General features: G+C 43.0%; 12 protein-coding genes. 10 read left to right on the top strand and 2 right to left on the bottom strand.

Going from position 1 to position 23,651, the window contains the following annotated elements:
- Positions 1-11 precede the first annotated feature (11 nt).
- Positions 12-3,095 (bottom strand): TonB-dependent receptor, encoded by a 3,084-nt coding sequence (locus ABQ275_RS12895; protein ID WP_349318726.1) that lies wholly within the window; start codon positions 3,093-3,095, stop codon positions 12-14.
- Between the two features lie 300 nt (positions 3,096-3,395).
- Here ABQ275_RS12895 and ABQ275_RS12890 point away from each other — a divergent pair, with 300 nt between their 5' ends.
- Entirely contained in the window at positions 3,396-3,692 is a 297-nt protein-coding gene (locus tag ABQ275_RS12890; RefSeq protein ID WP_349318725.1) for an antibiotic biosynthesis monooxygenase, read from the top strand.
- 145 nt (positions 3,693-3,837) lie between these two features.
- On the opposite strand, the gene ABQ275_RS12885 is transcribed toward ABQ275_RS12890, so the two are convergent.
- On the bottom strand, positions 3,838-4,512 hold the full coding sequence (locus tag ABQ275_RS12885; protein ID WP_349318724.1) for a hypothetical protein: 675 nt from the start codon (positions 4,510-4,512) through the stop codon (positions 3,838-3,840).
- A gap of 578 nt (positions 4,513-5,090) precedes the next feature.
- On the opposite strand from ABQ275_RS12885, the gene ABQ275_RS12880 reads away from it, so the two are divergent.
- From ABQ275_RS12880 to ABQ275_RS12840, 9 genes are all read left to right on the top strand, one after another.
- Complete coding sequence (locus ABQ275_RS12880) at positions 5,091-6,200, top strand: FecR family protein (RefSeq protein WP_349318723.1); 1,110 nt, start codon at positions 5,091-5,093, stop codon at positions 6,198-6,200.
- A 161-nt stretch (positions 6,201-6,361) separates the two neighbouring features.
- Positions 6,362-10,054: a SusC/RagA family TonB-linked outer membrane protein gene (locus tag ABQ275_RS12875; protein ID WP_349318722.1), complete on the top strand. Its 3,693-nt coding sequence runs from the start codon at positions 6,362-6,364 to the stop codon at positions 10,052-10,054.
- A 23-nt stretch (positions 10,055-10,077) separates the two neighbouring features.
- Positions 10,078-11,712 carry a SusD/RagB family nutrient-binding outer membrane lipoprotein gene (locus ABQ275_RS12870; protein ID WP_349318721.1) on the top strand — a complete coding sequence of 545 codons (1,635 nt, stop codon included), beginning with the start codon at positions 10,078-10,080 and terminating at the stop codon, positions 11,710-11,712.
- 24 nt (positions 11,713-11,736) lie between these two features.
- Positions 11,737-13,098, top strand: a complete 1,362-nt coding sequence (locus tag ABQ275_RS12865; protein ID WP_349318720.1) for a PhoPQ-activated protein PqaA family protein — start codon at positions 11,737-11,739, stop codon at positions 13,096-13,098.
- A gap of 190 nt (positions 13,099-13,288) precedes the next feature.
- Entirely contained in the window at positions 13,289-13,843 is a 555-nt protein-coding gene (locus ABQ275_RS12860; RefSeq protein ID WP_349318719.1) for an RNA polymerase sigma-70 factor, read from the top strand.
- 387 nt (positions 13,844-14,230) lie between these two features.
- Positions 14,231-16,162, top strand: coding sequence for a hypothetical protein (locus ABQ275_RS12855; RefSeq protein ID WP_349318718.1), 1,932 nt, complete (start codon positions 14,231-14,233; stop codon positions 16,160-16,162).
- Positions 16,163-16,688: 526 nt separating this feature from the next.
- Positions 16,689-20,018, top strand: coding sequence for a TonB-dependent receptor (locus tag ABQ275_RS12850; RefSeq protein ID WP_349318717.1), 3,330 nt, complete (start codon positions 16,689-16,691; stop codon positions 20,016-20,018).
- A gap of 29 nt (positions 20,019-20,047) precedes the next feature.
- Positions 20,048-21,790, top strand: coding sequence for a RagB/SusD family nutrient uptake outer membrane protein (locus tag ABQ275_RS12845; RefSeq protein ID WP_349318716.1), 1,743 nt, complete (start codon positions 20,048-20,050; stop codon positions 21,788-21,790).
- A gap of 289 nt (positions 21,791-22,079) precedes the next feature.
- On the top strand, positions 22,080-23,255 hold the full coding sequence (locus tag ABQ275_RS12840) for an enolase C-terminal domain-like protein (RefSeq protein ID WP_349318715.1): 1,176 nt from the start codon (positions 22,080-22,082) through the stop codon (positions 23,253-23,255).
- Positions 23,256-23,651: the final 396 nt, after the last annotated feature.

Raw genomic sequence — 23,651 nt, 5'->3', positions numbered from 1 at the left:
ATCGGGGTGAATTAAAACGAAACATTGATGCCGGCAGTAGCTGTTTTCGCAATAGGATAGTCTATCAGTCCGCCCCTGGTGAGGTTCCGCTCAGGATCACCCAGTTTGAATTTGCTGAAGGTGAGCCAGTTTTGCCCGTTTGCAAATACTTTCACCGCACTGATATGAACGCGTTGTAACCATCTTTTCGGGAGGCTGTAGCTCAATTGGATGTTCTTTAACCGGAGATAGGAAGCATCCTGAATCCAGAAGCTGCTGGTCTGAAAATTCTGCGGATAGCCGTTGGCGGTAGTGAGTCTTGGAAGGCTTGCCTGAGGATTTTCAGGTGTCCAGGAATCTGTAAGCCATTCCGGTGTAACGCCTGCGCCGTTGCGGTAAGGTTGTGCGAGGTTTCCGTTTACATAGGTATCTGCATCCTTTACACCCTGGAAAAAAGCAGTGAGCTCCACACCTTTGTAGGTGAGGCCCAACACAAAGCTGTACGTGTATTTTGGGATGCTGTTGCCGATTACTACCCGGTCGTTGTTATCGATGATACCGTTGTTATCAATGTCTTTGTATTTGATATCACCGGGTTTGGTTACTGTATTCTGGGTGGGCGATGCTTTGATTTCATCATCCGACTGAAACAAGCCGATGGCTTGTAATCCGTAGAAAGCATTGATAGGAGAGCCTTCGCGGATGATGGTGGTGCCATCATAGTACACGGCTCCACGAAGGTCCGTGACTTCATTCTTCAGGAATGCGATGTTGGCGCCAACATTATAGCCTACGGGTCCTATATGATCGCGGTAATTTGCGGTGAGTTCATATCCTTTGTTGTTTACGCTGCCGATGTTGCGGAATGGACCTGCGAGGTTCCCCACCTGTGAGGGCACGCTTACCTGCCGTAATATGTTGCTGGTAGCTTTATTATACACATCAAATTCCAGGGTCAGTTTATCCCGGAAGAATCCTGCATCCAGCCCCAGGTCAGTCATGGTGGTGGTTTCCCAGGTAACGTTAGGATCGCTTAGTTGTGTTACAGCGGCGCCGCTCACAACGGTGCCGGTGAAGTTGTAGTTCCTGCCGGTGGTCACGCCATCTACATAACTAAAAAGCGGAATACCCTGGTTTCCTAAACGCCCCCAGGACCCACGCAGCTTAAGATTGGAGATGACAGGATGTTGTTTCAGAAAATTTTCTTCACTGATGCGCCAACCGGCGGAGAGGGAAGGGAAGAAGCCCCAGCGGTGGCCTTGCGCAAAGCGGGAGGAGCCATCATACCGGAAGCTGGCTTCCGCAAGGTATTTCCCGGCATAGTCGTAATTGAACCTGCCGAAATAGGATACTAGTTTTGATTGTGCAGATTTTCCATTCACCTGTGGCGAGGTGCTGCCACCATTGAGTTCCGTGATTTCGTTGCCGAGGTATCCCTGGTTGGATGCTGTGAAATCGCTGCCGCTGAATGATTCCACACTAAAACCGAGCAGGCCGCCCAGGTGATGTTTGCCTAATTGTTTATCGTAGTTGAGCGTATGATAATTAGTGATGTTGATGCTGTCCTTACTGGACTGTGTAATGCCTCTCGCAGGGATGTTGCCCATGGCAGTTTGTACACCTGTTTTGGGGTTGGTGAGCAGGATCTGCGGGTAGGCATATTTCTCGCGGGTAAACTGCATGTTGACCGCTAATGTAACCCTGTAGCTGATTCCGAAGGGTAGCTGGTATTCAGCAAATACATTGGCCAGCGAGCGAAGGGAATTATTTTTCCGGAATCCTTCGTAGCTCAGTGCATAGGGATTACGGAAGAAATTATGTCCGGGTACGCGCACCCACTGATCTGCATAGCTGCCATCCTGTGCAACGGGGATCTGCATGGGGAGGCCACGGTATATCAGTCCCATGATGCCACCTTCTCCATTTCCTTCATCGGAGGTGTAAGCGCCTTCGCGGCTTTGCCAGTAAGTGCCCAGCAGGTTGGCGCCTATCTTCAGTTTGCTGTTAATCGTAGAAGTAATATTACTGCTGATAGAATATTTTTTAGCGCCGGTATTGACGAGAATACCTTGCTGGTCAAGGTATCCGAGGGATATGCCGAACACTGTTTTTTCGTTACCGCCGGAGAAGCGCAGGTTATGTTCCTGTATCGGTGCATCCTGGAACATCACATCAAACCAGTTGGTGTTGGGGTAGATGTAAGGATCTTTGCCGTTGCGGTATTCATCGAGCAATGCCTGGCTATACTCCGCAGGCTTGCCTTCGTTGGCCAGGGCACGGTTTTTACCTTCCATGTAAGTAAGCGCATCCGTCACAACGGTGGGCAGCTGTGATGCACGCTGAAAGCCTGCGTAGCCGTTGTAGTCTACCTGGAACTTACCTGCTTTACCTGTCCTGGTTTTCACCAGTATAACGCCATTGGCTGCACGATTTCCGTAGATGGCTGCGGAGGCGGCATCTTTCAATACAGTAACGCTTTCGATGTCGTTGGGGTTGATGTCGCTGAGGGGAAACTCAATGCCATCCACTAATACAAGCGGGTCGTTGTTGTTGAGAGTGCCTACACCACGGATGCGGATACTGGCGCCGTCGGCGCCGGGGCGGCCTTTGGATTGATTGACATATACGCCGGGAAGTCCCTGCAATGCCTGTGTGGCATTGGTGATGGGACGGTTAGCCAATGCTTTCTGATCCAGGGAGGCGATGGCGCCGGTGAGGTTCACTTTTTTCTGTTGACCGTAACCTACCACTACCACTTCATCCAGTTTGCCGGAAGCGGGTTTCAATGATATTTGCAGCGGTATGTTTCCTTGTACTGCAATCTCCTGCTGATCAAAACCTGTATAGCTGAATATAAGCAGGGTGTTGTTGCCGGATACGGTGATGGTAAAGTGTCCGGAGGCATTAGTTAATACGCCTTTTGCGCTGCCTTTGATGCGTACGGTTACGCCGGGAAGGGGTTCGCCGTTGTCGGCAGCTGTGACGATGCCGCTGATTACGCCGGTGTTTTGTGCTTGTACCACCATGGTGCGCAATACCGGGCTAGCGGCAAAACCTGTTTGCATAGCAAGGGTAGCTGCTACCAGCAGGTAGCAGTTTTTTACTGTTCTGTTCATATTATATATGCATAAATGATAAGGGCGCTACAGTTGCATGTGGTGGGTAGCAACGCGAAGCATCCTGTGAAGAATTCCAGCAGTACAGTTGGTCTTTTTTATTAGTCTACTGAATTGATAGGGTAAACTTACGCACTTTGGTTTAATTATCATAATTGTGGCGGTATTTTTTTTGAGGCAGGGGAGGGAGTGGCTGTTACGGATGCAAAATATCTGCTTGAAATGGAGTGGCACCTGCACTTTGCCGTTTTACTGTAGTATATTGTGGTGCTATCATTTTACTACATTAACCCGCCAGTTATGATTTTAGAAGTCGCCGTATTAGATGTTATTGCCGGAAGAACACCACAATTTGAGATCAATTTCAATATGGCAAAAAAACTGATCAGCTCCATAGAAGGCTTTGCCGATCTGCAATTACAACGATGCCTGGAACAGCCTAACCGTTATATTCTGCTGGTCAACTGGGATACACTGGAAAGTCATACAACCGGCTTCCGGCAATCTGCTGTATACCAGGAATGGAAAAAATTATTGCATGAGTTTTATAATCCCTTCCCTGTTGTACAGCATTATGAATTAATTAATGAAGCATAGTCCGTGAAATTTGTTCGCCGCTAAGGTGCTGTGGTAGCTGGTTATAAGCGATGCTTTTTTTCTGAAGAAAATTTTGCCGGGATAAATATTTTTCTATCTCTATTTACCAGCCAGCCCCAACGCAAATCCTCTATTATGAACAATTTTATTCCACTCCTTTTAAAAGAATAACGGCTCTTTTTCTATCACGATAAACAAGCTCTGTTAGTAACTTTGTATTCGACTTCTTTAGTTCAGCAGCTCTGTCTTGGCAAAACTTATAAAATGTCGTATCTCGATTATAAAGTCTTGTGTAATTTGAAATCGCAGAGTCTATGTTACCAATTATTTCATAGTAGTTTCCAACATTCCAAAGGTAGCCGTAATTAATTTCCGCTGCTTTATTTAGATCAGCAAAGGCATTATTGTATTGTTCTAATTTAAGGTATGCTCCAGCCCTTGCAGCAAGGTCTTTGGGTGCTCCCATATTATAGGTGCGTCCGGCCGCTGTAAATTCGGTTACTGATTTTTGCAAACTGTCAATGTGGTAATAGATGTCGCCTTTGATGAAATGTAAAACTGAAATTTTATATTGGTCAAGTGAAGTGTCGCTAGAAATTAAATTGTTGATTTTTCGGAAAGCAACAGCTTGATTTGTATCTGCCATTCTATAAAGATTGTCCACAAGACTTTCCCAGGCTAAAGTCTTGGCGTTACTTATTTCTGCTTCTTTCGCGAGGTCCTCCCGAACATCCTTCATCATCTGGTCAAATGACTTTGGTTTGAAGTCACAACTTGTCAGAAAAAGCAAGACTGTCAACGTGTACAAGGTTGTCTTCATTAGAGGGCTTATAAGCCCTAAAGATATGCAATAATCTTATGGATATAAGGGTGACAATATTTTTCGGCTCTTAGGCGTAAATATTTGTTTGAATGCATTATTTAGGCACAAGCGAGGTGTTTCATTGTACATTCTGTAGCAATCGCCCTACTGATGCCATCCGTTTTGTTTCTTACGCTATAATCCAATTTTCCGCTTCGCTGAGATTTCAAGATGTCGGATTGTATCACACCCTGATTTTATCGCTCTCCCTCCGAAGTGGCTGAGGGATCTCTTTGCTGCGGGAGTTCCAGGGATTGGATGGTGCATCGCTGGTAACTGCGTTGAATCCGGATATTTATTTCCTGGAAACGCATTAGCCTGACTGGATCAAGACCGACCTGGTACCTACGTATATCAATGCTTACCAGCGGTGAATTATATTATAGATATTCCATCTTTGTGGCTGTTTTGTGTGATATATCGTCTTTCTGAAAAAATATTTTCTTACCGTGTACTCCGAGCCGGTAAAATGGTTGTATATATAGATAGCAGAAGGCTTGCTCCCCGGAATCAGGAAAAATAACGGGATATATGTTATGCTTGACAGAACGAGATATATTGAATTATTAAAGAAATATTTGGATGGCACTATTGACGATAAAGAGCGTATAGCACTTTTCGAAATGACGGTTAGTGAAAATATAGAGCAGCCGTTGGCCGAAATGATGGAGCATGATTTTCTTACGCATCCATTGGAGGGACCGGATTTGCCGGTAGAAGTATCGGAAGGGATTTTGAAAAAAATAGTCGCTTCTGAAGAAAATGCCAACAAGTTATTAATCATCCGTCATAGTCGTAAACTGCTGATGAATGCATTCTCTATTGCAGCAGTAGTTGCCATTATTGTATTAGGTGGGGTGTTTTATTATTATAGCAGTTCAAATACTCTTGCTGAGCAGCCATTTGAAGCATCTATCCCCGTGGGGAATCAACGAAAGGTGAATAATACGTCCGTACCTATGGAGATTGTATTGGCTGATAACAGTGTTGTAAAACTGGCACCGCATTCCACGTTGAGCTTCCCGGAACATTTTACCGGGGACAAAAGAGAGGTGTATCTGACCGGTGAGGCTTTCTTTACAATTGCCAAAAAGAACGATCAACCTTTCCTGGTATATTATAATAATGTGGTAACCAGGGTATTGGGTACTTCTTTTAATATTAAGACCAACAGTATTACCAAGGATGTGGAAGTGTCTGTAAGAACCGGAAAGGTGCAGGTAATTGAAAATACTTATAGTAGTAATCATAACAAGGAACAGGAAGAATTAAAGAGTGTTATATTGGTCCCTAACCAAAAAGCAATGTATGATATTAAGCGTCGTGAGTTTGCGACGTCACTGGCTGATTCTATTTATCCCTTACTTAATGTCCCTAATACCTTAAATGTTGTTCAAGGTGGGCAATCCTTGCCCGCCTTCTTCTTTCAAAAGGCAACTAGTCTGAAAGAGATCTTCCTACAATTGGAAACTGTTTATGGCATCGCCATTATAGTTGACAATGACAATATTTATGACTGTGTATTTACCGGAGATATTTCAAAACAGGAGATGCTGGAGAAATTACATATTGTTTGCCTGACAATAGGGGCTACATATGAAGTGAATGGCACTACGATTCTGGTGACGGGTAAAGGATGCAACTAACCAAGATTTAAGGATGTATTAAAAATTGATACCATGACATAATCCACGTTAAAAAAGAAAAAACCGATAATGCTCGTAACATCATCGGTTATTCGAACTCCTTCCGGAATTCTCATTTTGCCCGTAAAAGACTATTTAAACGATCAAAACTTTCCAAATTTATGAAAAAAAAGCAACTCTTCGTTGCCTCAATCTTTATTGTCATGAAGTTTACGATTGTCCAGTTCCTAGTAGCTATCGTATTTTCTTCCTGTTTATTTGCAAATAAAATTGAAGCTCAATCGGTTTTAGATAAGTCGATTCGTTTAAAGATCAGTAATGTGGAGCTGTATAAGGTATTTCACATTATTGAGAAACAAACCAATGCCAGATTTAGCTACAGTCCGAACTCAATTGATGTAGATCAGAAAGTTACGTATAAGACAGAGAACAAGAAGCTGAAAGCCTTGTTGGATGAGATCTTACCACCTATATCTATCGGATATAGGGAGGTCGATGGGCAGATTGTGCTCTTCTTTAATAACAATGACAAGGTACCATCAAAAAAGGGCGACGCTCAGTTGATCAATGAGCAGCCGGATAATGCGATGGTTGCAGATACCACTATTACCGGTTTGGTAAAAGATGAAACCGGGCAAGTACTGCTGGGGGTATCAGTAAGAGTAGCTGAAGGAGGAATGACTACTGTTACCGGTGAACAGGGTATTTACCGTATTGTAGTACCTAACCTGCATGCTACCCTGGAGTTCAGTTATATAGGATTTATACCACAACGGATTCCGGTAAACGGCAATAAGCATATAAATGTAGTACTGAAGTCTACCGCTACCAATTTGAGTGATGTGGTGGTAACCGCGTTGGGTATTACCCGCGAAAAGCGTTCATTGGGTTATGCCATGGCAAGTGTAAAAGGTGCAGACCTGTCTAATGGTGCTAGTTCCAATGTGGTGAAATCACTGGATGGCCGGATGAGCGGGGTTAACTTTACACAGGCGAGTACAGATCCGGCAGGTTCTGTATTTATTACCATTCGTGGGGCAACCAGTTTAAATTTGCCTAATTCTACCGCTAAAAGTCAGCCGCTCTATATTATAGATGGTATTCCTTTAGGGACTACAGACATTACCAATAAGAGCGGGGTGGATTTCGGGAACCTGCTTTCCCAGTTGAATCCGGATGATATTGAAAGTATCTCCGTGCTGAAAGGTGCAAGTGCAGGTGCGTTGTATGGCTCACAAGCTGGTAACGGGGTAATCATGATCACTACCAAATCCGGTAAGGGAGCAAAGAAGGGTTTAGGCGTATCGTTTAATACTTCTATGGCGATAGATCATCCTTATAACTTCTTTGAAACCCAGACGATGTATGGTTCAGGTGCAAGAACTACCTTTTATATTGAAGGTGGTGGCTATGATTGGGGTCCTAAAATGGATGGTTCTTTCAATATTAAGCGTTGGGATATGGTGAAACAGGCATATGATTCTGTACCATTTCTGGCTACACAGGAAAACCGTTTGAAGGAGTACATGGAGAATGGAGCCACTAATAACTATAACGCAGCTATTACTGGTAATTCAGAGAAAGGGTCGTTCCGGTTTTCATTAGGTAAGATGCACAACAAAGGGGTGATGCCTAATAACTATACCGACCGTATGACCGTAAATCTGAATGCGGCCTATAACATTTCCAAAAAGGTAAAGATCTCTGTTAGCAGTAACTATGTATCCCAATACTCTCCTAACAAATCATCTTCCAACAATGAAGTAGTAAACCAGCTGACTTCTGTATTCCTGGCACATTTTCAGCCCATCAAAGATATGAAGAACATCTGGCTGAATGGTTTTGAGGGTATTAAACAGAATGCACCACAATATAAACCCAATGGAGATCCTTACGGGGATAATCCATATATGTATACTTATGCAGAAATCAATACTTACCGTAAGGATAATTTCTTTGGAAAAGCAGAACTGGAATGGCAACTGGCCTCTCCGCTCAAATTGTTGTTAAGGTCTGGTATGGACTATAATGGCGACAACTATGAGTACAAGTTATCCAAAGGGTTTGCTGATTCCAAGAACGCAGATGGCCGGTATACTGTGCAGACGGGGAATTCCTTTTCTGTGAATTCTGATGTGATGTTGATCTGGAATAAAGACTTTAAGAAGATCTCTACAAGTGCCACTGCTGGTTATAACTATGTGTATGGTAATTCTTATGGTTATTCAGCGAATGCAGACAGACTGGTACGTGCCAACGATTTCAGTTTGAGTAATGCGGTAGCAGGTACTTTATCTACCAGTAGTGACTGGGGCATTGGCAAAACGCAAAGCGGCTATATCACTACACAGGTAGGCTATGATAATATGGTATACCTGGATCTGGCGGGTCGTTATGACGAGAGTGGTATCCTGGAAGAAGATAAGAACCATCATTTTTATCCTTCTGTATCCCTTAGCTGGTTACCGTCAGAGATGGTGAAACTGCCGTCATTCATTAACCTGTTGAAATTAAGAGGTGGTATTGCGCAGGTAGGTCATGGTATTGGTCGTCCGCGGAGTAACAATATTTTCGGCTTTAACCCGGTTGATTACGGTGCCGTAAAGATCCTGAATATAGGTGGTACACTGGTAGATCCTAATATTAAACCAGAGGTGACAAATTCTTATGAAGGAGGATTGGACCTGATGTTGCTTGACAGACGGATCACTGTTGATTTTACATTGTTCAAAAAGATCCATGAAAACCAGCAGGATTTTATACCTACTTCCCTGGGAACGGGTTATGGAGGTATGTTGTCTAACATTGGAACAGTGGAAGCCAAAGGTATAGAGCTGGGTTTAACTTTTGTACCGGTAAGAACGAAAAATGTGACCTGGGATGTATCAGCATTTTATACCAAAACGGATGCATATATCACCAAGTTGTCCAAGACTTATATTCCTAATGGGTATACTTTCTATAATAACGGTCCTGGTATCAGTATCAGGATGGCGGAAGGTGACAGGATTGGCACCTTATGGGAAAGTAGTGTATTCAGGCGGATGCCTTCCACAAGCAAGTATGCTGGTATGTTTATTCTGGATAATACGGGTCAGTGGACGAAGTCGAGCGAAGAAAAAGACAGACAATCTATTGGTAACTACAACCCGGATTATATACTTGGATTTAATACATCTGTACGTTACAAAAACTGGAAATTATCAGCAGTGGCCAGTTTGCGTGTAGGTGGACAGTATGTTTCCGCTGTTACCAGGCGTTCTCAAACCAATGGTCACTCTTTACTGACTACCGGTGATCTGGTAAATGGTCCGAATGATTATACTGTGGGTGGTCGTGATGCTGCCAGTGGCGGTTTAGCATGGCCTGACTATAAGGATATGAAATATCCGCAGATGGCTGCACAGGTAAAGACTTATGCTAATTATGGTGCGTATGCACAGGATGCTTCTTACTTTAAAGGGGTATGGTTAAAGCCGGGTGGTGATCCAGACAATGATGAAGATTATGTAGTGAATGGGGAAGATCCATTGGCTACTTTCTACGGATTAGCAGCACAGGTATTGGGACAACAGTATTGGATATTCCCGCAGACGCTGATCCAGGATGCTACTAACCTTAAGATTAAAGAAGTGGTATTGGAATATACTGTTCCGGGTAAACTCCTGAAACGTTACCGTGTGGAGAACCTGACCTTTGGTTTTGTAGGAAGAAATATATTCCAATGGAATAAAAGCGGAGAGAAAGGGGATCCGGAAGCAGCCTTCGAAGGAATTGGTGTGAGCCAGGGAATCATTGGCAAGGCATTGCCTGCTATTGCAACTTATGGATTTAAAGCATCGGTTAACTTTTAGGTTCATCTTAATCTGACAACAACATGAAAAAGTTTTTAATTATATTAATCAGTCTGGCATTCTTTCAGGTTTCCTGTCAGAAATCTTCTTTCAGAGAAGACGAATTATTGAGGAAGCGGGATGCATTGGAAACAGCGGAGCCTAAACTGCTCTTATCATCCATCATACAGAAATCGGCCTATCTATATCAGAATAAGGGAGGTATGGGTGCCCAGATGCTGGCTACTACGGTGCAATACATGCAGGGCAACCGGCAAAGTGATGATAATATTTATTTGAATTTCAAATTGGCGAGCATTAATGATTTGTATGAGTATACAATGATTATCAAGATGATCAATGCCGCCGTAACGGATGTTCACAAGAAAGAGTTGAAAACACATGAAGGGGTATTCCGGATTTTTCAATCTTTGTTATGGGCTACTACAACAGATCTGTATGGGGATATTTTTTATACAGAAGGACTACGTGGTCAGGATGGTATTCTGTTTCCCAAATTTGATGAGCAGAAGGATATTTATCCTGCATTGATCGAAAATTTGAAGGAAGCTGCGCAACTGATAGCAGATGGTAAGGAACCATTGGATAAGGCGTATGATGTGATGTACGCCGGGAATAAAGATAAGTGGATCAAGCTGGCCAATTCATTGCGTTTGCGTTTGCTGTTGCGCGTGAGTAATAAAATAGCTAATGCTGCGGACATAGCAGCAGTAGCAGCTTTGCCTTTACTGAGTGATGTGAGCGATAATGCAGCTATCCCTTATGTTGATGGCGACAAGTCGATGGCTTCCCCTATGGGTAAAGCTAACCTGGATCCTACCGGGAACTTCCTGATTTACCGGCCCAGTAAAACGCTGATAGATACTTTAAAGGCGTTGAATGATGAGCGGCTGAAAGTATGGGTAGCACCGAATGAAAGACCGTGGACCTGGAATCCCGATTCTGTAGCCCTGAACGGTGGTAAACGTACCATTACCCAAAAAGGCTTTACTTACAATTATCAGTGGGAGTATATAGATATCACCAATGCCAAGATCAAAACAGTGGTGCCATTTATCTATGATTCTATGACCGTTTATGCAGGTTATCCTGCTGGTGCGGTGGCTTCATCACTGAATGCAAATGGAAGTTATGACTTTCCGGATACCAAGTATAACTACAAGATATCCTGCTTCTCCAAATTATTTAATGAGAATGCACATCCTTTGTTGAAAGCAACGATTATGCAGGCCGATGAAGTACAGTTTTTACTGGCCGAAGCCGCTGTGAAGGGATTCACTACGGGCGATGCCGCATCACTGTATAAGAAAGGGGTGGAGCTGGCATTAAACCGTTGGGGAGAGGCTTTGCCTGCCAATTACTTCGCTAATCCGGTAGCTGCATTTCCTGTTGGAAAAGCCAACCAGTTGGGCATTATTGGCTTACAGAAATGGTTGGGCTTATTTATGATGGGAGTAGAGTCTTATGTGGATTACAGGAGAACCAGAGTACCATATATGGAGCATAATGGTGAATTGAATCCTGCTGTAAATGTCTTTCCATTGCGTTTCCGTTATCCTGAAACGGAGTTCAAGAATAACGCTGCCAATTATCAAATAGCCATAGGCCGTTTGGATAATGGGGATACTGAGTTTTCTAAAATGTGGTTGCTACAATAATCTTTGTAAAAAAAGTAATAAAACATGATGAGTAGATTTTCATATAGGATAGTGCTGTTATTTTTGGTTGCCGCATTTCCTGTTTTCAGTGCGTACGCACAAACGGATATTACACCTGCTACTGCATTAAACCATTATTTAAATAATGGAGACAAGGCCTATAAGTGGGAGCTAAAAGAAACCTTTGACCTGGGCGATGTGAAAGTATATAGTTTGTTGCTCACTTCTCAGCAATGGCGGGAGCATACGTGGACACATCAGTTGTCCATTTGTGTACCGGCGCAGGTGAAGTACGATGGGGCTTTATTGTTTATCACCGGTGGCAGTATTAACAAAGAAGGGCTGCCTAACTGGAGTGGTAAAGGCGATGACCTGATTGCTTCATTGGGTATGGTAGCCAGGCAGAACAATGCAATTGTGGCGGTAGTAAAACAAACGCCTAATCAGCCGTTGTATGATGGTCTGACAGAAGATGCATTGATCTCATTTACCTTGCACAACTTTAAAAAAGATGGTGATTATAGCTGGCCGTTATTGTTCCCGATGGTAAAAAGTGCCAAGCGTGCGATGGATGCGATCCAGGAGTTTTCCAAGCAGGAATTACACCAGGATGTTACCCGTTTTGTAGTATCCGGCGCTTCCAAAAGAGGCTGGACTACCTGGCTTACTGGTGCTAATGACAACCGTGTAGCGGCTATTGCACCTATGGTGATAGATATGCTGAACATGCCGGTGAGCATGGGGTATCAGATAAAAGTCTGGAACGATTACAGTATTCAGATAGAAGATTATGTGAAACTGGGTATTGTACAGGATATTGGTTCCGGTGATGGTAAGGCATTAACCACCATGATAGATCCTTATTCTTACAAGAGCAAACTGACCATGCCCAAGATGATCTTTATGGGGACTAATGATGAGTACTGGCCAATTGATAATATCAAGAACTATTATGATAGTATTCCTGGTCAGAACCTGATTCATTATATTCCTAATGTGGGACATAGTATGGGTGACAAGAAAGAGGCGATGATGAGTTTGAGTTCTTTCTTCGGATTGACTTTAACCAAGAGCGATTATCCTGTATGTACCTGGAAAACCAAGGAAAGTAAGAAAGGCTTGAAAGTAGCTATTAAGGCTACTTCAGATAAGCTGACAGATGTAATTGTCTGGTCGGCAGATTCAAAGGATATGGATTTCCGTAATGACAAGTGGGAATCAAGAAGTCTGGGTATAAAAAACAAATCCAGGGTAAATGTACTGGAAGCTTTTCCGGCTAGTGGTTACCGTGCTTTTTACGTGAACTTAAAGTATAAGGATGCCAATGGCGGAGAATATACAGAGAGTACCCGCGTATTTATGACCGACGATAAAAAAATTCTTTAGTCAAACTTGTAAGCCATCATAAATACCAATATTGGTGCGTAAAGGGCGTTTCCCCAGGCAAGAAACCCCGGCTGGATTTCCCGGCCGGGGTTATTTGCTAAAAATTTTCAGATTTTAGCACTTTTTTTAAGTAACGGATTAATAACATTCATTCTTTATTGTTATATTGTTTAATAGTTACTTTTGAATCATGTCAACCGAAAGAAAGCAGGAAGAATCAATACTGATGTCCCTACTCGCTAAAGATAGCGAGTATGCTTTTAGATTGTTGTATGATCGATATAGCAATCGGATCTATAAACTCGCAATCCGATACCTGAAATCCCCTGTACTGGCACAGGAAATAGTACAGGATGTATTTCTTAAATTATGGTTTGAGCGCAAAAATATGATCACCGACAAACCGGTGGAAGCATGGCTGATCACTGTAGCCAAAAATAAACTGATCAACCAATTCAAGAAATTAACGCGGGAATGGAACAGAAAAAGCGCGTATAATGCAGATGTCCCCATCAATAAATCTACTGATGGTGAAAGCAAACTACTCAATGCAGAGTTTGAAAGAAATTTTAATAGCATCATCAATGGATTGCCACAACAACAGAAACAAATTCTCCATTTTACCAAAGAGGAAGGATTGTCATATAATGAAATTGCGTTACGCCTGAATATTTCCCCCCTCACCGTAAAAACACATATGGCCCGGGCACTGGATAAGATCCGGAAGTGTTTGAAAGAATTATAACCTTTTTGGGGCACTTCATTTTGGTTTTTGAATTAATCAACGAAGTATAGCTTGTGAATTTATCCGTCGCTGGATGTTGATACGGCTCTGCATGGCATAATCCTCGTCAATAATCAAAATAGCATTTGAATATATCAAAATGGGGGTAGTCTTGTATTGGTGTGTGATATTAGTTTTGTAACGGTTCCCCGTCATTTTGTTAACGGGAATTGTAATATGTGAATCATACCGATAGCTGCCTCTATGAACAGGTATAAATTTTTGATAGCCGTATTCTGCATATCCCTTCTCCCACAGTTATCGCTGTCGCAGATAACATCTTCTTTATCCATAAGGAATAACCAGGTTCTTGTAAAACTTAAAACGAAAGCAGGGATACAGGAGTGTATGCTACAGAATAGCATTGATAGTGCGGAAGTGTTGTCAATAAACATTCTGAAAAAGAGCCGGGATTCGTTCGAAATAATAAAAAAAATAAGATGGGAAGATCGTACGGGCCACACTTTGGAAACCGTTTCAGTAACACCGGATGGGGTAAACTGGACCATTGAAATAACGGGGGACGATAAAAGTTGGAGCCGCCCTGTGCTGACTTCCGTACAGTGGCTTGATTCAACAGGTATCGATTTCTGGACAACATGGAGTGACAACCAGACAGCGGAAAAAGCTGAATTGTGGCAAGATCCGTTTCTGACAGCTCCATTGAATAACCTGGAACTGAAATATGGTGGTGCCGACCATTTGAGTAGAAAGGCATTTGTTATACCGGTGGCAACTTGTTTTTTCAAAAATAAAAGCTACGCAGTCAGTTTTATGGAATCACCACGCGACAATATGCTGGATATGGATTTGCTGACAAATACTGACGGGACAATTACCTATAGGCATACGAATCATCGTATAAATGCTGGTAACAAAGTGCGCTTTTCGATGCATCTAATTGCTCATGAGCCCGATTGGCGCGGTGGACTGGCCTGGTTCTATAAAAACTATAAGGAGTATTTTACAGTCAAAGAACCCATGGCCGATGTAATGGCCGGTTGTGCATCTTACTCATCTTACGAAGGCGACCTTGACGAGGGGAAATATAAAAAAATGGCCTATAGCATCAACTGGAAGGCCTCCCTCGATTTTCCCTATATGTCCATGTTTTTGCCGCCTACGAAAACCGATGAAGAAAAATGGATGAAAATGAAGCAGGAAGGCGTAACCATTGGAGATGGCCTGACCTCCATCAAACAACTGAGTGACTATTCCGAAAGGTTTTTTAAAAAGGGATTTTACACGCTGAGCTATTTTAATGTCACCGAGGCGGGAAGTCATGTTCAGAAAAATATGCCGCCACGTAAAGCGGTGATGTTTGATGACTTATGGAAAGATGCCAACGATTTTGTGTACTATCAAATGCGGGATGCCATTTTGGTTCCCCCTGATCATAAATTTCCGATCGTTTCATGGGATTGGTGTACTGTAATGGACCCGGGAGAACCAAAATTCCAGCAACATTTGCTGGATCAGGCGAAGCGGCATATCGAGAAAATACCGGCGTCGTCGGGTATATGCATTGATCGCCTGGATTGGTTACGTTTTTATAATACTTTTCGTGATGACGGAATAAGTTTTACCGAAGGAAAAGAAGTGTCGTCTATGTTGAGTTCGTGGAAGGGACTTATGAAAAAACTGGGACCATTAATGCACCGGTCACACAAGGTCATTTTCTGCAACCCTTTACTACGGCGCATTGATTTGATGGAAGAGATCGATGGTATTTATGATGAATTCGGGCAACACTGGCAAAGTTTGAATTTATGCAGTCAACTGGCAACCCATCGGCCGATGATTGCCTGGACAGCATCCCCTGCTGATTTTAAACCCAATCCCGATGTCTATTTCCAGGCGCACTTGTATATGGGTGTCTTCCTTACTGCTCCTGTTCAGGGAAATGATCATACCATCAAGCCGGATGCTGCCATTGAAGAATATTATCTCGATTATGGGCAAATGCTGCTGGCGCTAAAGGGGAGGAAATGGTTGCTTCAACCAAATGTGGTTACAATAACTGGCAGTAAAGTAAAAGCCAACGTTTTTGAAGTAAGCGGTAGTAAGGTCCTTGTTCCATTGATTAATGGCGGCGATAATGAAAAGGTCAGGATTTTGCTCTCATTGCCTGACCGCTACCTTGCCAGGAATAAGTGGCGCGTAAGCGTGTTGCATCCTGGCAGCACAGAATGGGAATTGGTAGCTGATGTAAAGCCGGCAAAGAAAGTTGCAATGGATATAAGCTTGCAAAGAGGGTGTGCAATGGTTAGGATTGATTGAGGGCCGCACGCCTGCAGTGGATATTATTGAGTTATGAAAATGGTTGCACGCTGTGGCGTATTGCAAGACATTTATTACACGATCCTGATCAGGGATATGATGCCTATAATTATCTGCCTGCAAAAAAAGCATCTGTAATAGTAAAAAAAATGGTGGTATTCTTTGGATTATTATGGGAATTTTATGGCGCAATCATGATGTTAAGTGTAGAATAACAGCATTGGTACTAACACGAGCTTATTTACGAACCAAATCTAAATTGTTTTAAGTATACGCGCGCTTAAATATCGTTTCCTGATATAAGCGATTTTATTCTCAAAAGAAAAGCCAGCAAAGCAAATTGACTTAAAGGTATTGTAATCAATTCCATAGGGCAGATTATGCCCTGCGCCATTCGCAGCGGCTCGCTGCGCGCATTTTAACTGTTGCATCACATGCGCAGAGTGGCCTTTTTACACCTACAAATAAGAAAAAAATGTCCAGGAGGCAAGTAGATTCTATTATTTATCTCAAACACAGCAAAAGTATGAAGCAGATTTACAATCATTGCTACGCGAAAAATCCTACACACATTCAGCCGGTGCCGGGTGAATATCGAACAAGGAAGCTGTTCTTTTACGAATGGCAAATGCTTAGTGGTGATATCCCGCAATTTTTCAGTGCAATGAAGCTGGTATGCATTGTGTTGACATTACTGGTGCTGCAGCCCTCTGCCAGGGCAAATTCCAAAGCAGTTGCCTTGCCAGGCAGTACACTCCCCGCAGAAAGCAACCATCTGCCCGGGATGAAAAAATTATCACCACCGTTTACTGTTACCGGTAGCGTACAAGATGAAGGAGGCAACCCATTGCCCGGTGTTTCTGTTGCCGTTAGAGGGACAACTGTTGGCGCTATTACCGATAATGTCGGGAAGTTTACATTATCCGTACCGGACAAATCTCCCGGTATACTCGTGTTTAGCCACGTAGGGTACGAAACGCAGGAATACAGGGCCCGACAGGGGGAAGCTGTGGTTATTTCGATGAAGAGCAAAATGGCAATGGAAAATGAAGTAGTGGTAGTGGGATATGGTACGCAGAAACGCGCTAAAATGACTTCAGCCGTTTCCTCTATCAGTGGTAAGGATATAGAGCTTATACCTGCTACCAATTTATCAAATGTATTGGCAGGCCGTTTGTCCGGTACTTTCGTACGGTCGTCAACAGGTACACCTGGTATTGGATCTGCTGTTAAAGTACGCGTTAGCTCTTCTTTCAGTAACAGTGCGGTGGAACCTATTTATGTGATCGATGGGGTAGTAAGGGATAGAGTGAGTTTTGATGCGCTCGATCCTAATGAAGTGGCAGATATTACCGTTTTAAAAGATGCGGCTTCGGCAGCCATTTATGGTTCCCGCTCCTCCAACGGCGCCATTTTGATCACAACGAAAACCGGAAAGAGTGGAAAGGCAGTAATTGATTTTAATGCTACCTATAATACATTGCGTACAGGTGCATTGCCAGAGTACATGCCTGTTGCGGATGGTTTGAAACTATCTCAATCCGTAAACGGTGGTATGAGCGATGAAGAAATTGATTGGGTGTTGAAGAATAATCCCAAGGGCGAAAACTATTACAACGCAGCTTATTCCAATCCCTCCAGTAAACGTTATGCACTCAGCGTTTCCGGTGGTAGCGACAAGGTGAAGGCTTACATTGGAGGTTCCTATGTGAAGGAAGATGGCTTCTTACCACAGGTGTCGTACAGTAAATACAATCTGCGGGGTAACCTGGAAGCCAATCTGGTAAAAAATCTTACACTTGGTCTGAATATGAGCACCAGTTACGGCACCCGCAACCGGTTTAACTTTACTTATGATTATGGTTCCGATGATCTGAACAACCTTTGGGGTAAGTTATTATACTGGGATGTATTTTCACCTGTCTATATCAATGGAAAACCCAATAACCCCGGTTGGTTGGGCAACCCTGTAGAAATGATGAAAAATGGGGGATACTGGCGTAATAACAACCAGCAAGTAGATGCCTTGCTTACAGCAGAATACAAAATAGCCGCAGTAGAGGGTTTAAAAATCAAAGGTTCCTATAGCAAAAACTTTAATAACAGCTATGTAAAAACTTTTGCAAAGAAGCAGGACCTGTATAATTTCAAGAAAACAGGCCCCAATGGGCTCATTTATACAGACGAGGAAACCGGTATGGTGAAAAGTGGAGATCCCGGTGTTGAATATATGGGTAATGAATACACTAAAACAGATGGATATCAGCTAAACGGACAAATCAGCTACGACCGGACTTTTAAAAAACACACCATCGGGGCGCTCGCTGTTTATGAACAATTTGAACAGTATGGTAATTATTTTAATGGCTACAGAAACAATTTTCCTTTAGTGGCCGTGGATCAGTTTTTATATACAAGTGGCAACAGTGCCGACTGGAGAGTGAATGGTAACGAAAACCAGATTGGAAGGATGTCTTACATTGGCAGACTCAATTATGATTATGACAGCAAATATATTATCAGTGCTTCTGTTAGAAGAGATGGCTCTACCAACTTCGCTCCGGATAAACGTTGGGGTTGGTTTCCATCTGTATCCGCGGGTTGGGTGATTTCCAGGGAGGACTTTTTCCAGCATTCAAAAATTGGCAATGCCATTGAATTCCTGAAAATAAGAGGGTCCTATGCCACCACCGGTAATGATATACTGGATAAAGATGATCCGAATAGCAGATGGAGATGGTTGGAACAATACATTATTCAGGGTGGTAGTTACTATATGGGTGCCAGTGGTATTACAGCCCCACGCCTCACCTATGGTGGTTTGCCCAACAGCAATCTGACCTGGGAAAAGTCGAACTCTGCGGGTGTAGGAGTGGACGCAACTATGTTTAAAAATATCCGTTTCTCCTTCGACTACTGGAAACGTAATACCTATGATATATTAGGCTCCAGGATACTTGCTATTCCTGTTGAGTTTGGAGCTGCTTTACCACCTGAGAATTATGGAAAGGTGAAGTCAAACGGAGTTGAAATAGAACTGGGATATAATAATATTATTGGCAAAGATTTCAGCTACAACGTGAAAGGTATATTCACCTATGCCAGAAATAAAGTGATCAGGAAAGATGTAGCTGCCAATGCACAGGATTATGCTAACCCTAACGGCAAAACAACGTCTTACGGGTATGGCTACCAGGCAATAGGTATTTTACGCACCCAGGAGGATTTGAATAAACTACCTGCCGGTTATACTATCGGTGGAACAGCACCTGCTGTAGGAGATATGTTATTTGCAGACTTTAGCGGCCCGAATGGCAAGCCAGACAATAAAGTAGATGGTTATGACCAGATCGTGTTAGGTAACTATTTTGGAGCGGAAAACGCCCCTATATCTTACGGACTGAATATCTCCCTCTCATATAAAGGTTTTACAATAGAAACATTACTCTCGGGACTCACAGGATATAAAATCAGTTACAATGATGCCTGGGGCAGAAACTTTGGTGGAGGAGGAAAGGTGCCTATGTACCATGCTGATTCCTGGACAACTGAAAACCCCGATGGTGCTACACCTAAAATCTACCCATGGGGAGATCCCCACACTGCGGGTTATACCTGGACCTCTACATTTAATGTGTATGACGGTGGATTTTTGCGGATGAAATACCTGAACCTGAATTACAGGCTTCCGGTGGCATTATTAAATAAACTGTTCATTAAAGACGCAACGATTTTTCTGGCAGGAACAAACCTGTTTAATCTGAGCAAGTTTAAGTTGTATGATCCTGAAGTATCTCAATTTATGAGTTACCCTATCATGAAAACTTATACTGTTGGCGTGAGCATAAGACTGTAAAAAGCGTTTTTAAATTAAAAAACACGAACATGAAGCATAAGTTAAATATAGCAATACTCATCATTTCCATAGCATTCTTATCGGGAGGCTGTAACAAGGTGCTTGATAAAGCCAATCTTTCTGCAGTTGGCCCCGACCAGGTATGGTCCGACGTAAATATTGCTACCGCGTATTTAAATCAGATCTATTCTCAGCTGATGCCAGGAAACACATACGGGTCCGGTAACAATACAGACGAAGGGGTAGCTTATCAGAAACAAACAAATGATTGGTTCAGGGGAACGGCCACCATCGACTCGCGCAATAGCTTTAACATGTATAGCAACATACGCACCATCAATATTTTGCTGGACAATATCGATAAAGCTACTTTTAGTCAGGAAGACAAAGATAAAATAAAAGGGCAGGCGTTGTTCTGGAGAGCCTGGGCTTATCATGCGCTTGTAAGCGATTATGGTGGAGTACCATTGATCCTGGAAGCACAGCAACCCACTTCGGATTTAACAACGTTGCAGAAACCACGTAATAAAACATCTGAATGCGTTACGCAGATTTTGAAAGATATAGATGATGCAGTGGCGCTACTGCCTGATGCATTTACTGACAACGATTTGGGTAGAATTGATAAAGGAGTGGCGTTGGCTTTTAAAGGTAGGGTACTGTTATTTTATGCCAGCCCGTTGTTTAACGGATTAGGGGGAATTGCCTCCTGGGAAAAAGCATATACTGCCACAAAAGCAGCAAAAGATTTTCTGGATACACGCGGCAAAGGATTGTATAGCCCTTATAGCAAAATATGGGATGATGAGTTAAATAAGGAAGTGGTCATGGTACGCAGGTTTAACTATCCGCAGTCCACTTATTTCCAGGGTGGTTTAATCCCATTGGATTGGTCACAGGATGATGTAGGCTACGACCGGCCATCATTGGACCTGGTCAATGCCTTCCCCATGAAGGATGGCTCCAGCTGGGAATCAAAAACAAGAAACTACGATACCTTGTTCTTTGGCCGGGATGAACGATTTTATGCTGATATTTATTACAATGGCGCCCCCAACCAATATCTGAAAGGAATGCGGGATGCTAAAACTTATTTGTGGACTTATTTTACCAGTATCACCAATTTTAGTGGGGCTACCGGACTTGAAGGGGTGCATAACCAGATAACGCTGGACCCTTTATGGTCCAACTCAAGTTTTTATCGCATAAAGGCAATAGACAAAACCATTGATAAGGGCAACGTTTATAATGCCGGGGTAGATTGGATTGAGATCCGATATGCAGAGGTGTTGATGAATTATGGAGAATGCGCTAACGAAACGGGTAATACCGCTGTAGCATTGGATGTATTAAAACAAATCAGGCAGCGCGCAGGTATACTGCCTGGTGTGGATGGTAACTATGGTATTACCTCACTTTTGCAGCCCGATATCAGGAAGGCATATCAAACGGAACGCTTTGTTGAGTTTTGTTTTGAAGGTAAACGCCTGAACGATTTACGCCGCTGGAAAATGTTTGATTACCTGAGAGCCCTGAAACAAAGACATGGAATTGCAGTACTGCTAAAACCAGCCCAACCGGAAGTTACTCCCATGTCAGATATTAACACGATCTGGAACAGATTTACATCAACCGTTATTGCAACAGATGCGGTGGATATCGCCATTAAAGACCAATATTATATTTATGGTATCCCTAAAAACATCATGGATTTGAATCCATTGTTCAAACAGAATAAAAATTGGGATGGCGATTTCGATCCATTACAATAGCCTTCCGTTACAATAATTTGAACGTTAAAAGAGGATGTATCGTGTATCGGTATATCCTCTTTTTTTATTGGAGAAAAAGTCTGACTGAAAAAAAACGGCATCAAAAAAACATAATTAATGGTCAAAATGAAACTGGTAGTTTGTTCAGGACTGGGTTACTTTGGAATACTGAATTAGCAAAGTGTATTTAATAATATTCAGTTATGGATTTTAACCGATTGGTATTCAAAGGTCCGGTTCTGGTGGATTTATATGGGAAAAATTTGCTTCACAGTACTGAAATATATGTATGAGAAACGATTGCTACAATCAAATATTTAATATTGTCCGCGTCCGGATCAACGTGCTTGAACCCACACCAACGGTTACCCCTTTTCAGGATGCTACGATGGGGCCATTCCTTGCCTTCGGTTTGGCTGTGATCATCCTGGAAGATGAAAATGGCTACCAGGGAGAAGCTCCCGTATTCAGCAGCTATACCAATGTCCTGGAATCCTGTTTCCTGCCCATACTCCTGCACAGCCATGGCGTACCATATGAAGAAATGTATAGTAAGCTCTACTGGTCTATCCGCAACGAAGGATTCCGCGGTGCGGCGGGAGCCTTACTGGGGCAAATAGACTTTGCGCTGCATGACCTGGCAGCACGTCGCGCAAATCTGCCATTACACCGCTTCCTGGGAGCCAGCCGTGATCATGTGAAGGTATATGGTAGCGGTGGGGGTACCAACTACACGCTCAGGCAACTCGAAATGGAAATCGGGTATTTCCTGGACAAAGGGCTGGATTGTTATAAGATGAAAATAGGAAAGGATTTTGGTACTAACCTGCCGGAAGATGTGGAGCGGGTGAAGTTCGTTCGCAGCATCCTGGGTCCGGGTGTCAGGCTGGCCGTAGATGTCAACCAGGTATGGAACTGTGAACAAGCCATGCGGTTCCTGGATCTTACATCCAACCTGGAGATCGACTGGATCGAAGAACCGGTTCACTCAGCAATGTTTGATCAGATAGCGACCCTGTGTGCAGCCACACCTGTTAAGGTATCTTTCGGCGAATCAGAGCGTACATCCAAACTGTTTCCAACCCTGTTGAACGCCGGCGTCAGACACTTTCAGCCTGTTCCAACACAGATTGGTGGGGTAAGGGAATGGATGGATGTGAGGAACATAGCCCAAGCGGCCGGGATAGACTTTTCTTCCGGTGGCTACTCATTGTACACAGCAAGCCTCATGACAACCGCAGGACCGGAGTGCCAGGTAGAGTACCTGTATGCTATCATGGGTGGCCTTGAAAAATATTTTGCCGTCAAGCCGGAATGGCATGATGGCGGGTTCCTGTTACCTGACATAGCAGGAGTGCCGGTGCGGGTGGACTGGGATTACTGGCACCGCGCAGGGAAAATTGTACGTACGGTACAATGGGACGCTTCTTCCATTGTTGCCTACATACCAAATGTAATTTTATAATTCATCCATCATCATAATTTGAATGTAAGGTTCGCAGGGCGCTGATGGGCTAGTCATCTGTAAATTGCGCGATTTTACACACGTAGTTGTTTTATAAGGTGTACATGGGTCCGGTTGCAGAATCTTTATAGCGTGCTTAGATGAAGGGAAAAATACTATATTAGTAGTAATTATTTCCTGTAGTCTTACCATTGTTTTTTTATAACACAAAAGTATTTAACAGCGTCTTTATGAAAACAAATAAATTTTCTGATTTAACAATAAATGAACTTAATAAACAGAAAAGTTCATTAAATAGAATTTTATTGGGAACGGGTATTGTAATGCTTATACTATGTACTGTACTTTTGTACCTGATTAGTAAAAGTCAGAATTTTGCGTTGATAGCAGTTATCC

The organism is Chitinophaga sp. MM2321 (assembly GCF_964033635.1).
In the GTDB taxonomy this organism is placed as follows: Bacteria; Bacteroidota; Bacteroidia; order Chitinophagales; family Chitinophagaceae; genus Chitinophaga.
The sequence above is the reverse complement of the archived record's forward strand: the minus strand, read 5'-3'. Positions and strand labels throughout refer to the sequence as shown.